Annotated in this window: 11 protein-coding genes; 6 read left to right on the top strand and 5 right to left on the bottom strand. The window is 33.3% G+C overall.

Features of this window, described 5'->3' with window-relative positions:
- Positions 1-423 precede the first annotated feature (423 nt).
- Positions 424-1,605, top strand: a complete 1,182-nt coding sequence (locus tag B6D18_RS05140; protein WP_086363468.1) for a sugar efflux transporter — start codon at positions 424-426, stop codon at positions 1,603-1,605.
- 85 nt (positions 1,606-1,690) lie between these two features.
- Here the strand turns inward: B6D18_RS05140 and surE are convergent, their stop codons facing one another.
- Both surE and B6D18_RS05150 read right to left on the bottom strand, forming a co-directional pair.
- Positions 1,691-2,470 (bottom strand): 5'/3'-nucleotidase SurE, encoded by a 780-nt coding sequence (surE, locus tag B6D18_RS05145; protein ID WP_158092522.1) that lies wholly within the window; start codon positions 2,468-2,470, stop codon positions 1,691-1,693.
- A gap of 22 nt (positions 2,471-2,492) precedes the next feature.
- Positions 2,493-3,362, bottom strand: coding sequence for a neutral zinc metallopeptidase (locus B6D18_RS05150; protein WP_086363470.1), 870 nt, complete (start codon positions 3,360-3,362; stop codon positions 2,493-2,495).
- A gap of 482 nt (positions 3,363-3,844) precedes the next feature.
- Here B6D18_RS05150 and proP point away from each other — a divergent pair, with 482 nt between their 5' ends.
- Positions 3,845-5,344 carry a glycine betaine/L-proline transporter ProP gene (proP, locus tag B6D18_RS05155; protein ID WP_086363471.1) on the top strand — a complete coding sequence of 500 codons (1,500 nt, stop codon included), beginning with the start codon at positions 3,845-3,847 and terminating at the stop codon, positions 5,342-5,344.
- Between the two features lie 249 nt (positions 5,345-5,593).
- Positions 5,594-6,004: a hypothetical protein gene (locus B6D18_RS05160; protein WP_086363472.1), complete on the top strand. Its 411-nt coding sequence runs from the start codon at positions 5,594-5,596 to the stop codon at positions 6,002-6,004.
- A gap of 214 nt (positions 6,005-6,218) precedes the next feature.
- Here the strand turns inward: B6D18_RS05160 and B6D18_RS05165 are convergent, their stop codons facing one another.
- Positions 6,219-6,689: a hypothetical protein gene (locus B6D18_RS05165; protein ID WP_144063954.1), complete on the bottom strand. Its 471-nt coding sequence runs from the start codon at positions 6,687-6,689 to the stop codon at positions 6,219-6,221.
- 224 nt (positions 6,690-6,913) lie between these two features.
- On the bottom strand, positions 6,914-7,045 hold the full coding sequence (locus B6D18_RS12900; protein WP_256363482.1) for a hypothetical protein: 132 nt from the start codon (positions 7,043-7,045) through the stop codon (positions 6,914-6,916).
- Between the two features lie 395 nt (positions 7,046-7,440).
- Between B6D18_RS12900 and B6D18_RS05170 the strand changes: the two genes are divergently transcribed.
- Both B6D18_RS05170 and dld read left to right on the top strand, forming a co-directional pair.
- A complete protein-coding gene (locus B6D18_RS05170) occupies positions 7,441-7,812 on the top strand; it encodes a hypothetical protein (protein WP_086363474.1) in 372 nt (123 codons plus the stop codon).
- Between the two features lie 244 nt (positions 7,813-8,056).
- Positions 8,057-9,772, top strand: coding sequence for a D-lactate dehydrogenase (dld, locus tag B6D18_RS05175; protein WP_086363475.1), 1,716 nt, complete (start codon positions 8,057-8,059; stop codon positions 9,770-9,772).
- A gap of 82 nt (positions 9,773-9,854) precedes the next feature.
- Here the strand turns inward: dld and mutS are convergent, their stop codons facing one another.
- Positions 9,855-12,413: a DNA mismatch repair protein MutS gene (gene mutS / locus B6D18_RS05180; protein ID WP_086363476.1), complete on the bottom strand. Its 2,559-nt coding sequence runs from the start codon at positions 12,411-12,413 to the stop codon at positions 9,855-9,857.
- A 468-nt stretch (positions 12,414-12,881) separates the two neighbouring features.
- On the opposite strand from mutS, the gene gapA reads away from it, so the two are divergent.
- Positions 12,882-13,877 carry a glyceraldehyde-3-phosphate dehydrogenase gene (gapA, locus tag B6D18_RS05185; RefSeq protein WP_086363477.1) on the top strand — a complete coding sequence of 332 codons (996 nt, stop codon included), beginning with the start codon at positions 12,882-12,884 and terminating at the stop codon, positions 13,875-13,877.
- Positions 13,878-13,906: the final 29 nt, after the last annotated feature.

The raw sequence follows: 13,906 nt of genomic DNA on the forward strand, positions 1-13,906 counted from the left end.
CAACATCTATAGTAGAAAGAAAATCTATTACAATTATAAAGCCGTTTTTATTATGTTTATTAAGCTTGACATAATATGTATTAACAATTGATCCTGCCTAACTTTTAAACAGATCAACATTTAATGTTATTTATAGATATGGTTTATATGTAATTTTCAATAATAGATTAACTAAAAAAATACGAATGTATTAGTAGTGATTAGCTCACCAATGGTGCAATAATAAAAGCTATTAAATTAATCCATTATTAAAAATTATGCATTAGTACAGTTAAAAGATTAAATAATCAAGTCATCATCCTAATTTTATTATTAATATTAACTATTGCTTGAATAATTAGCTAATGATCTCACTTAAGCCTATATTCACACTACTTTTAAGGATATAATTATCGTACATTATCAAATTGTTAAGTTCCTATTATGACTTCTTCATCTCTTCGAAAATCGGGCGTAATTTTTGGCGCTTTTTTAGTGACTACATTTATTATTGGTGTGGCTGGTGCATTGCAATCACCCACATTAAGTCGTTTCTTATCATTTGAAGTGGGTGCTGATCCTCGTTTGGTAGGTATATTTTTCTCAATTAATGCATTAGCTAGTATTATCGGTAGTTATTTGTTAGCCAAATATTCAGACAACAAAGGTGACAGACGTAAGATTGTTATTTTTTGTTGCTTGATGGGATTAGCAAATAGTCTGATTTTTGCTTATTCACGTAACTATTATGTATTAATTACATTAGGCGTATTTTTTGCTGCGTTAGCTTCGGCTGCCATGCCACAAGTTTTTGCTATGGCGCGAGAATATGCTGAAAAAAGTGGCCGTAATGCCGTTGCATTTAATTCATTGATTAGAGCGCAATTATCTTTGGCATGGGTTATTGGTCCGCCATTATCATTTGGTTTAGCTATCCATTATGGTTTTACCTCAATGTATTTATGTGCGATGTCGATGTTTATCATATCCATGTTTGTAGTAGCAGTTTTTTTACCACCAGTAGAAAAAAAGTCAATCAGTTCACTGAGTCCTAGTCAGTTAGCTACCGCTAATCAATCAATTTTTACTAATCGCAATGTGATGTGTTTGTTACTTTCTACTATTTTTATGTGGACTGCTAATATGATGTATATTATCGATATGCCAATTTATGTTGAAACAGTATTGCATCTCTCTGATTCATTACCTGGTGCGTTAATGGGGCTGGCTGCAGGGATTGAGATTCCAGTAATGATAATTGCTGGGTATATGGTGCCAGCATTAGGTAAGCGCAATCTGTTTTTTATCGCTATCATTTGCGGAATTTTATTTTATGTTGGTATGATTTTATTTACTGACCCAACCATGTTATATGTATTGCAGATTTTTAACGCACTATTTATTGGCATCGTTGCCAATATTGGTATTATCTATTTTCAAGACTTGTTACCAACTCGAATGGGGGTTGCTTCAACTTTATTTAATAATGGCATTATTTGTAGTGTTATTTTGGCTGGGATTATTCAAGGTTTTGCATCACAAGCATATGGTCATGAAATAATTTATTGGATTGGCTTAATGATGGTTACTATTTCTTTTGTCTTTTGTGCATTGGTTAAGAAATAATTTCAAAAGCTTTATACTTATATTTTACGTCTTCCTGATTATTTAGCTAATCAAGGAAGACGCAATAATTCCATCAACCAAAAAGTTAAACGTTAAATGTAGCTTTTATTTGTTGATAAAAGTCGTAATCAGTACGTTCATAATGTAATGGCGTAATCGCGATATAGCCATTATTGGCTGCATCGAGCTCTTTATCATTATCAAGCACATTTTGATTGCGTTGTGCTCTAAACCAAAAATATTCATGTCCTTCAGGATCTTGTGTTTCAGCAACCACAAATTTGCTAACATCAGCAGTCCCTTGTTTGGTGATTTTAATTCCTTTTATTTGCTCTGCTCGGCAATTAGGAAAATTAATATTAAAACAAGTATTCTTTGGTGTCGTTAGGGATTGTAATTGCCTTATTACTGACTCAGCAAGATGAGTTGAGCAATGCCAATCTGTTGGTATATTGTCCTCACTACTCACTTGACTCAATGCTATTGCTGGCACACCAAGTGTCATAGCCATCATTGCTGCGCCAACTGTTCCAGATAATACAGTTTCAAAGCCTAAGTTTGAACCATTGTTAATCCCAGATAGAACCAAATCTGGTAATTGTGCCGCCATTAATGATTTGATGGCAAATAACGAACAGTCAGCTGGTGTACCATAAACTGCATATTCTGTTTGGTTACGCTTTTGTATGCGAAATGGTGATTTCAAACTAACTGAACAAGAAACACCACTTTGATCGACAACTGGTGCAACTATCCAAACTTCGTTGGCAATATTTTCAGCAATACTCTTTAAAATTCGGATCCCAGGTGCATCAATTCCATCATCATTAACTAATAAAACTCGGTTGACTAATTTTTTCGACATACTTATTTCCTTTTTAATTTCCTTATTGAATAAATGTATTGCACTGATCAATTGCTCCACTATCAAAACCACGTTTAAACCAACTATAACGTTGTTTTGATGAACCATGAGTAAAACTATCAGGAATTATATAACCATTATTTTGCTGTTGTAAGCGATCATCGCCAATTGCTTGTACGGTATTTAGGGCTTGTTCTATATCATCCATTTCCAAAATATTCTGTTTTTGCATGGCATTTCCCCATAATCCAGCATAACAATCGGCTTGTAATTCAAGTTTGACTGATAACTGGTTACTGGTCTCCTTAGATTGATTTTGCCTTAATTGTTCAACCTTAGCAAAAATCCCAAGTAAGTTTTGTACATGGTGTCCTACTTCGTGAGCAATCACGTAGCCTTGAGCAAAATCACCACCGCCCCCAAGGCGTTGTTTCATCTCTTGATAAAATGATAGATCAAGGTAAACCGTTTGATCGAGATTACAATAAAATGGTCCCATCATTGCTTGACCTGTGCCACAAGCAGTTCGAGTTGCACCACTATAAAGTACTAATTTAGGTGCAATATAGGTTTTACCTAATTGTTGAAACTCTTGACTCCAATAATCTTCAGTACTGGCCAAGATAATTGAGGTAAATTTAGTTGCATTATTATTTATAGAACTATTATCAACAGGCAATGTTGATGATATGGATGTGGTATCGTCTAAATCAATCAGATTGCTATTCAGTAAGCCAGTTAAATCAACGCCATAATAACCAGCAACTAACACGACAATAAATAAAATAATTTTACCTTTACCACCAATTGGAATCCTTGTTCCAATATCACTTCCTGATTGTGAGCGGCGATCTTCAATGTTATCACTCTCTCTTTGGTTTCTCCAACGCATAGGGAATACCTCATCAGTTTAAGTTATATTATTTTAAAGGATTATAGATAAGGTTACTAGCAATAGACATCCATTACGTGATTAAAAAAGTAAATGATAAAATAGTATGATGAGAGTGTTATTTTTGCTGATTTTAGGTATATAATTTTGGTTATACTCTTTGGAGTATTATTCGTATAAACAAAACTAAATTTGCAATTATATGTGATTAAAGTTTTATCTTAATTCTTTATCTAGTCACTTAGATAACGCTAATTATTTGTTAGTGTTACTTATTATACATTTTTATAACTTTACGATTTTATCTTTTTACTGTATCAATCATTGTGATATGGTCTTCTATTAATCAGAATCGTACACTTTCAACAAAAAAGTAAGTCAAGTCGGGTAATGACAACTACTTCTGTTTGGCATAGTAGCTAATTAAAGTTAATTATTTGGATTTAAATCTTAATATTGATTAATTTAAAAGGCGTTATTTTATGGCAAAATTAAATAAAACTAATAATAAACCGTTAGACATTACTGATATTCCCATTATTGATGATAATCAATTAAAAAAAGCGACTTGGGCATCGGCTTTTAGTAATGCTATTGAATGGTATGATTTTGGGGTATACAGTTTTTTGGCTTATATTATCGGACAGATATTTTTTCCTCATGTATCTCCTAGTGTGCAAATTATTGCTGCATTATCGACTTTTTCGATTCCCTTTTTTATTCGCCCATTAGGTGGCATTATTTTTGGCTTAATTGGTGATAATATTGGCCGTCAAAAAGTGTTATCGATTAGTTTAGTGATTATGTCATTAAGTACGTTTGGTATTGGGCTTATTCCCACTTATGAAACTATTGGTGTTACCTCGCCAGTTCTGTTATTAATTGTTAAATTAGCTCAAGGTTTCTCAATAGGTGGCGAATATTCAGGTTCAGCAACAGTTGTTGCTGAATATTCACCAGATCGTAAACGTGGTTTTATTGGTGGCTGGCTTGATTTTGGTTCAATGGTTGGATTTATTTTAGGGGCAGGTCTAGTAGTATTTTTGTCTATGCTACTTAGTCAGTCGGCATTGTACAATTGGGGGTGGCGTATCCCATTTTTAATCGCTTTACCTTTAGGTATAATTAGCTTTATATTGCATCATATCTCAGAAGAAACCCCAACTTTTCAACAGCACCTTGAGGCTAGGCAATCAGCTGACATAGCTGAAACATCATCAACTACTGCGTTAAAACAAATTATTAGCCAATATTGGCGACATATCTTAATTTGTGCTGGATTGATCATTGTGACTAATGTGTCTTTTTACTTATTATTAACTTATATGCCAAGCTATTTAGCACATAACCTAAATTATGATACTGAGCACGGCTTGCTAATTATTATCGCTATTATGGTTGGGATGTTAATTATTCAACCCATAATTGGCTTATTAAGTGACAAAATAGGTCGCAAACCCTTTATATTGATTGGTAGTATTGGCTTACTCCTTTTATCTTATCCTGCATTTGTGTTAATTAATAGCCAACATATTCCACTCGTCTTTTTAGGCGTATTTATTTTAGCGTTATTCATAAACTGTTTTACTGGAATTATCACTTCAATATTGCCGGCAATGTTTCCAACTAATATTCGCTATAGTGCCATTGCCAGTATTTTTAATATTGCGATTATTGTTGCAGGGTTAACACCAACACTAGTGGCATGGTTAGTTGAATCAACTGGCAATTTATTTATGCCAGCTTATTACTTAATGATGATAGGTTTTATTGGTGTTATTACTGGTCTTGCAATGCACGAAACAGCTAAAAAACCATTGCACGGTACGACTCCAACTGCGGCTAATCGCTATGAAGCCAAAGCTCTCTTATCTGAACATTTTGATTCTATTGAAGATGAAGTAGAAGATATTGATCAACAGATCGAAGATCTACAAAATAAAAGACAAGAACTGGTTGATCAGCATCCAAAATTGGATTAGAAAGTTTTATTCCCAAAAAATATAAAGATATGCAAAATTTTTGTATTTACTTAATTATTCTGGTTGATTAGGAATTTGCAGGAATAAAATGCTTTAATCCTATAAATGTACAATTTTATATTTTCTATAATGCAATCGTATACAGTTAATGAGTCCTGTTAGTGCAAAATTTATTTACTGGCCTTTGCTCTTTAGTGCTTGTTAAAATTAAGTTAATATAAAAAATTAAAAACTGGATGATTCAATAATATGGAATATAGGGCTATTAAAACTAAAGAGATAGGTATTATTTATGGCAGAGATGCTATTTATTTGGATGAATTTAGACAGATATTTGGTACAGAATATTGTTGTATTTTTAAAGGTGAATTTAGCTCCTCATTGACGGGTATAAATTCTGACAAACATTTTATTCCATATATTTTTTCTTTTTCTGGTGTTATTTATTATCAGTGTTGCGAATTAGATCTTTATATAAATGAAAAAAAATTAGATTCATCTTTTGATTTAGTTTGTAATTCTAGTTTAATTCAAGAGTTAAAAAACGGCAGCATATCCTCTAAGATAAGCGAAGATCATAAACACTATGTATTACAAACTTATGATTATATTTTTGATATTATTGCAAAAGATTACAAACTCGTGATTGAAAATGAATAATTGAATTTTATTAAGATGAAATTGAACGTGATGGCGTGTTCTATCCGCTTTGTAAAGCATTTCGGATTATAAGATAAACTACGTTGTTCTAGTATTTTTTATACTTGATTTTTGATTCTATAATTTAGCGTTAAGATCCATTTACTAATAAAATGGATCTCTTATTAAATTGTAGATAGTGGTCGTCATTGGTGGCATACTATTTTTTAACAGATTAAAACAGAGAATCTTTATGCCAAATATAATGATCTATAGGTAACCATTGATCTTTTTGTAGATGATACCAAACTGTTAAATTTTCTTCAGCATTAATTTGCCAAGTTATTTCGGTTATTTTAATTTTCTGCTGCTCAATTTCGTCTGGTTTGAAAATATTTAGCAGCCTTATCCTAAATTCTGTTATTGGACCTTCATCAGTTCCTAAAATATATGTTTCTTTTTCATAGGAAGGAAATTTTTCTAGTGCATCATCTAAGGATAAATTTTTCACCATTTCATAAGAAATATATTGAGATTGAGTATTTTTTTCTGTCACTACTGATGTTTCTTTAATAGGATTTACATCAATAGCTTTTTGTTCGGCAATTGCAGACTTACTACAATAAAATAGAAAAAAGAAAATAATCAATAAATAAAGTTTTTTCATCATATTAATATAAAATTTAGTTATTATATTCCCAACCATTAAATATTTATTTTAAATTTTAATATATTAAATAGTTAATGTACAAAGAATTAAATCTGAGTTAATCTTCTTGTTCTTTTCAAATTTTTATCCTCAGCAATATTTATAATTGCTTCTTCTCTATCTATATTAGAATATAAGGCCTTTTTATATCAATATAAACCAGCGTTTAACCTTTTATTTTTAGGTGTGCTTGTTTCAACAATTTGTTTGCGAAGAGTTACTTAATACATTGAAGTAAATCGTTGTTGACCGTCTAATAATAATGACAGTGGCGATTCAAATTTTGCTTTTTCAAGGATTCCTTCAATTATTCGGGGTTTAAATCCTACTTGTCCACCGATATATAAGGTCATTAAAGTACCGATATTAAACGAACGAGATATTGAAGTAATTAAACTTTCATTCTATCTTCATTCCATATCTATCTTCTTTAAAATCAGGTGATTATAATTTTCCTGTCTGATATTTATTAAGTGAAGTTGAAACATCAAGATGATTAGTTTGAAATGATAGCTTATCTATTGATAAAAGCGATTAAATTATATTTTTTAATTATGAATTTATGAAATCTATAACACAACAATGTTTAGATTATCTGCATAACCTAAATAGTCTAATTGGAAAAAATTAAATGATTTTCTAATGAAATACAATCTAAAATTATCTAATTTATATGCAAATTTTATACTTTGTTGTATGCTTATTTTCAGTCATCACTTAAGAATATAGTGAAAAAGGAATGTTAAATTTGAAAAGTGCTTTTTTATTTCCCATGCTATTTTTGTTAACTACCACAGATAGCTATGCAGCTGTAGTATCTACAAGATTTTATACTATTAGGGGTAATAGTGAACAGGTATTTTTCTTTGTTTTTTCTGAATTTTTAATCATATTATTTGTTATTATGATTAGTATTGTTGGCGTTATTGAAAATCGAATTCAAAATAAAAATATTAGAAAGCCAAAGAAACCGAAAAAAATATTCAAAATAGATGTACCATTAATAAAATCAGTCCAAGAATTTAAAAAACTAAAAAAGAATAGTAACCAACACCGTATATTTGCTTTTTTAGGAAAGTATTTTTATCGACTAAAAGAATTTTTTAGCAAAAAAAGTTGAGGAACGCTATTTTTAAAACTCAAAAATGTATGCATTGTTCGATAAAACTTTAATCTTCATTCTTTATACCACCGCTATACACTAATAATTATCTTTTATTTTTATTCCTTTTAGCTTTTTGTGTCAGTTTTGTCCTTTCTCTCTGTAAAGTGTAATGTACTCTTTTCAATAAATTTAATTGGTTATAATATAATCAGTAAGAGTTGAATATTTGTCTAATTCTAATTTAAATAAGGGAACCAAAATGACAGTGAATAATAGTACATCAGGCCTTGTTGAAAAGTTAAAAAGTATTGTTGGTGATAAATATACTTTAACTGATCCAAGTCGTACTTTACCTTATCGCCAAGGTGCGCGTTTTGGCCTAGGGGATGCATTAGCGGTGGTTATACCTGGCACACTATTAGAGCAGTGGCAAGTTTTGAAAGCTTGTGTTGAAGCTGATGTTATTGTAATAACTCAATCAGCTAACACTGGTTTAACAGGTGGTTCAACGCCAGATGGTAATGATTATGATAGACCGATAGTTATTGTAAGCACCCGTCGATTAGATGGTATTCAAGTAATTGAAAATGGCGATCAAGTTGTCTGTTTGCCGGGTAGTACGTTATTTCATTTAGAAAAAGAACTAAAAAAATATCATCGTGGACCACATTCAGTGATTGGCTCGTCTTGTATTGGTGCTTCAGTATTAGGTGGCGTTTGTAATAATTCGGGTGGTGCGTTAATTCAACGGGGGCCAGCTTATACTCAAATGGCAGTATTTGCTCAATTGGATGAGCAAGGGCAGTTACATTTGGTTAATCATTTAGGTATTGAGTTAGGCGATACGCCTGAGGATATTTTACAAAATCTACAAAATCGTGTTTATACCGATAAAGATGTTAACCCGAACGCTGGTTTAGGGCATGATCACCATTATTGTGATCATGTGCGACAAATCGATGCTGATACACCGGCTCGATATAATGCAGATCCAGCTCGTCACTACGAAGCATCTGGTAGTGCAGGGCGGTTAATGGTATTTGCGGTGCGATTAGATACGTTTCCATTAGAGGAAAACACTGCTGTGTTTTATATTGGCACGAATAATACCAATGAACTAGATGATATTCGTCGTCATATTTTAGGACAATTTAAAAATTTACCAGTTTCTGGTGAGTATATTCATCGAGATGCGTTTGATATAGCTGCAGTATATGGTAAACATCTATTTTTAGCGATCCAAAAATTGGGCACTGATAACATACCTCGTATGTATGCTTTGAAAAATTTTGTTGATCGAATAATGAGTAAAATTCCCTTCATTTCGGGCAGTTTTTCCGATAAATTTGCCGTGACTGTTTGTAAATTGTGGCCAAATCATTTGCCAAAATCGATGCGTGATTATCGTGATCGTTATGAACATCATTTGATTTTAAAAATGTCTGATGGTGGCATAGCTGAAGCTGAAGCATTTTTGCAGGACTATTTTGCTACCAGTTCAACGGAAAAACGTAATGGCAGTTATTTTCGTTGTAATGATAAAGAGGCAGAAGCCGCAATGTTGCACCGTTTTGCCGTTGCTGGTGCGGCGACAGTTTATCGTAATGTGCATACTAAAACGGTTGAGGATTTAGTCGCGTTAGATATCGCTTTGCGACGTAATGATAAAAATTGGTTCGAAACCTTGCCTGAAAGTATTAGTCAGCATTTTATTCATAAGTTGTATTATGGTCATTTTTTCTGTTCAGTGTTCCATCAAGACTATTTAGCAAAAAAAGGTACTGACTGTGCTAAAGTGGAAGAGGAGATGTTGGTGATACTCGATCAGCGTGGAGCGCAATATCCAGCTGAACATAATGTTGGTCATTTGTATCATGCTAATTCAGATTTGAAAAACTTTTACCATGAGTTAGATCCAACTAATAGTTTCAATCCAGGTATTGGTAAAACCTCCAAGAAGAAATTTTGGAAATAATTCAAACCAAAATTCTAAAATTATCACCGCCACTATTAATTTAATGGCGGTTTTTGATTAATTTACTATTATTGTTGATTAGTTAAAGTAATTTTTTTAATTGGTAAATGGTTTCTAACGCTTGTTTTGGTGTTAGTGCATCAGGATCGATCTGTTGTAGGGCTAGTTCGACTTCTGATGGTTCTGCATCGCCAATAAAGGTAAGTTGTGAGCTTTCAACATAGCTATTAGCTGATTGTTTAGAAATGACTTCTAGCTCTTTTAGTTTTTGTTTGGCGCGTTTTAATATGGTTTTAGGTACTCCTGCAAGTCCTGCTACCGCTATACCGAAACTCTTGCTTGCAGCACCTTCTGAGACTTCATGAATAAAGGCGACAGTATTATCATGTTCTATTGCATCAAAATGGATGTTATAAACACCTTGCATCTGTTCTGGCAATTGAGTTAGTTCAAAATAGTGGGTAGCAAATAGAGTCATCGCTTTGATTTGGTTAGCCAAATTTTCAGCACATGCCCATGCTAATGAAAGACCATCATAAGTTGACGTTCCACGCCCAATTTCGTCCATTAAAACTAAACTATTTGGTGTCGCATTATGCATAATATTAGCGGTTTCAGTCATTTCCACCATAAAGGTTGACCGTCCTGAAGCTAAGTCATCGGAAGCACCAATCCGTGTAAAAATACGATCAACAGGACCAATGATTGCTTTAGAGGCAGGAACGAAACTACCAATATAAGCCAGTAGAATGATTAATGCAGCTTGACGCATATAGGTACTTTTACCACCCATGTTTGGACCAGTTATAATTAGCATTCTTCTATTCGGTGATAATAATAATGAGTTGGCAATAAATGGCTTTTGTAATACCTGTTCTATTACAATGTGTCGGCCATCTTTGATTTCAATACCTGCTTGATTGGTTAAGGTTGGACAATAATAATTAAGCGTCAAGGCTCTTTCAGCAAGGTTGGTTAGTACATCAAGTTCCGCAATTGCATCAGCACTGATTTGCATATCAGCTAATGATGGCATCAGTTGATCGAATAGTTGTTCATAAAGTTGTTTTTCTAGAGCTAAAGCTCGCCCTTTAGATGTTAAAACTTTATCTTCGTACTCTTTTAACTCAGGAATAATATAGCGTTCGACATTTTTCAGTGTTTGTCTTCGCGTATAATGGATTGGTGCTAAATGACTTTGCCCACGGCTAATTTGGATGTAATAACCATGAACCGCATTAAAGCCAACTTTCAATGTATCAATGCCTAAAGTTTCACGCTCGCGAATTTCGAGCTGTTCTAAATAGTTGGTTGCACCATCGGCTAGATCACGCAGTTCGTCCAACTCTTGATTGTAACCGCTAGCAATGACACCTCCATCACGAATAATTACTGGTGGTGATTCAATAATTGCTCGATTTAATAGATCGGCTATTTGATCAAATTGATTGATTTTAGCACGCAATGCAATGAGTGCCGGTGCCTTAAATTCAGACAATGATTGCTGAAGTTGTGGTAAAAGGTTGTAGGCATCACGTAATCGAGCAAAATCGCGCGGACGAGCACTTCTTAATGCTAATCTTGCCAAAATTCGTTCAAGATCACCGATTTGTTTTAATAATGGTTGTAAATCGATAATATTATTCTGTAATTCACTTATTGCTTGTTGCCGATTGTGTAAAATAGATAGATTGCGTATCGGTGAATGCAACCATCTTTTAAGCATTCGACTACCCATAGCGGTTTGGGTTTTATCTAAAATGTCGGCAACGGTATGTTCAGTACCACCCGATAAATTTTCAGTAATTTCTAGGTTTTTTCTGGTAGCTGCATCTAAGACTACAAAGTCAACAGGCGATTCTTTAATTATTGACCGAATATGAGGCATAGCCGTACGTTGGGTATCTTTGACATATTGCAATAAGCATCCCGCTGCACATAATGCATAATGACAATTCTCAACTCCGTAACCAACTAAATCATTAGTACCAAATTGTAAATTAAGTTGTTGTTTTGCCGTTTCAAGATCGAAATCCCATATAGGTCTTCGCCTTAAACCATGACGATGTTCAATCAAAGACAGCGATTCGAAATTTTCTGGATAGAGTAATTCGACAGGCGCGGTTCGTTGTAATTCTGCTTGTATTGCTTCGGGATTATCACATTCAAATACAAAGAAACGGCCAGAACTCATGTCTAAAGTTGCATAACCAAAGTGTTCTTTTTGTTGCCAAATACAAGCAAGTAAATTGTCTTTGCGATCTTCTAACAACAATTCATCACTTACAGTACCGGGAGTAACAATACGAACAATTTTACGTTCAACCGGTCCTTTACTTGTTGCAGGATCGCCAATTTGTTCGCAAATTGCGACTGATTCACCAAGTGAAATGAGTTTGGCTAAATAACTTTCAACCGCATGGTAAGGTACTCCGGCCATCGGAATAGGTTGACCATTAGATGAGCCTCGTTTGGTTAGGGAAATATCCAAAAGCTGTGAACCACGTTTAGCATCTTCATAAAACATCTCATAAAAATCCCCCATACGATAAAATAGCAAAATATCAGGATTTTCAGCTTTCAATTTTAGATACTGGCGCATCATTGGTGTGTGGTCGGTAAAATCTTGGTTATCAGTCATAATGTTATTTCTTTAATTTTTTAAATTCAATTTATCCAATTTATCGCAATTTCAACTTCTATCGCAGAATTTCATCGTTAGACAGCCAAATGGCTTATGATAGTAAAAATTTGTAGTTAAGATAAGCTAGCATAAATTATTGCTAGGATAATATATACCACATTTATGGTCGATTAAATCTTGCACTATACAATTGTTACTTAATTTAAAGCTGTATCACTCTAATAATCTATTATTATAACGAATTATTTTTACTTAATGCAGAGGTTATTTTTATGCTTAGGGTAAAATTTTTTATTGAATTAATATTATGATTTTATTTGATATTGTTTGCAAATTCTTTTGTGATTAAAAACTATTTGATTAATTAGTGCCTAATTATGTGTAATGGTCTTGAATAAGACCCCAAAATTTGGTAGTTTACTGCAAGTTATTTTTATCATTTAAAACAAAAAGAAGGTAATTGTTATGACAATCAAAGTAGGTATTAATGGTTTTGGCCGTATCGGTCGTATTGTTTTCCGTGCTGCACAAAAACGCTCTGACATTGAAATCGTTGCTATCAATGATTTATTAGACGTTGATTATATGGCTTATATGCTTAAATATGATTCAACTCACGGTCGTTTTGACGGTACTGTTGAAGTTAAAGATGGTAAATTAATCGTTAACGGTAAAACAATCCGCGTTACTGCTGAAAGAGATCCTGCGAACTTAAAATGGAATGAAGTAGGTGTTGATGTTGTAGCTGAAGCAACTGGTTTATTCTTAACTGATGAAACTGCTCGTAAACACATTCAAGCTGGTGCAAAAAAAGTTGTTTTAACTGGCCCATCTAAAGACAATACTCCAATGTTTGTTATGGGTGTTAATGATAAAGAATATGCTGGTCAAGATATCGTTTCTAATGCTTCTTGTACTACTAACTGTTTAGCGCCTTTAGCTAAAGTAGTTAATGATAACTTCGGTATCGTTGAAGCGTTAATGACTACTGTTCACGCAACTACAGCAACTCAAAAAACTGTTGATGGTCCATCTCACAAAGATTGGCGTGGTGGTCGTGGTGCTGCTCAAAACATCATCCCATCATCAACTGGTGCAGCTAAAGCTGTAGGTAAAGTTATTCCTGAATTAAATGGTAAATTAACTGGTATGGCTTTCCGTGTTCCAACTCCAGATGTTTCTGTTGTTGATTTAACTGCACGTTTAGAAAAACCAGCTAAATACGAAGACATCTGCAAAGCTATCAAAGCAGCAGCAGAAGGCCCAATGAAAGGTGTTCTTGGTTATACTGAAGATGACGTTGTGTCTACAGATTTCTTAGGTGAAGTTTGTACTTCTGTATTTGATGCTAAAGCTGGTATCCAACTAAGTGACAATTTTGTTAAATTAGTTTCTTGGTATGATAACGAAGTTGGTTACTCAAACAAAGTATTAGACTTAATTGCAGTTGTTGCTAAATAATCAGAAGCAGTTGTAATTGCAAAAAAGCG

The sequence above is a fragment of the Gilliamella sp. A7 genome (genome assembly GCF_002142015.1).
GTDB classification, from domain to species: Bacteria; Pseudomonadota; Gammaproteobacteria; order Enterobacterales; family Orbaceae; genus Gilliamella; species Gilliamella apis_A.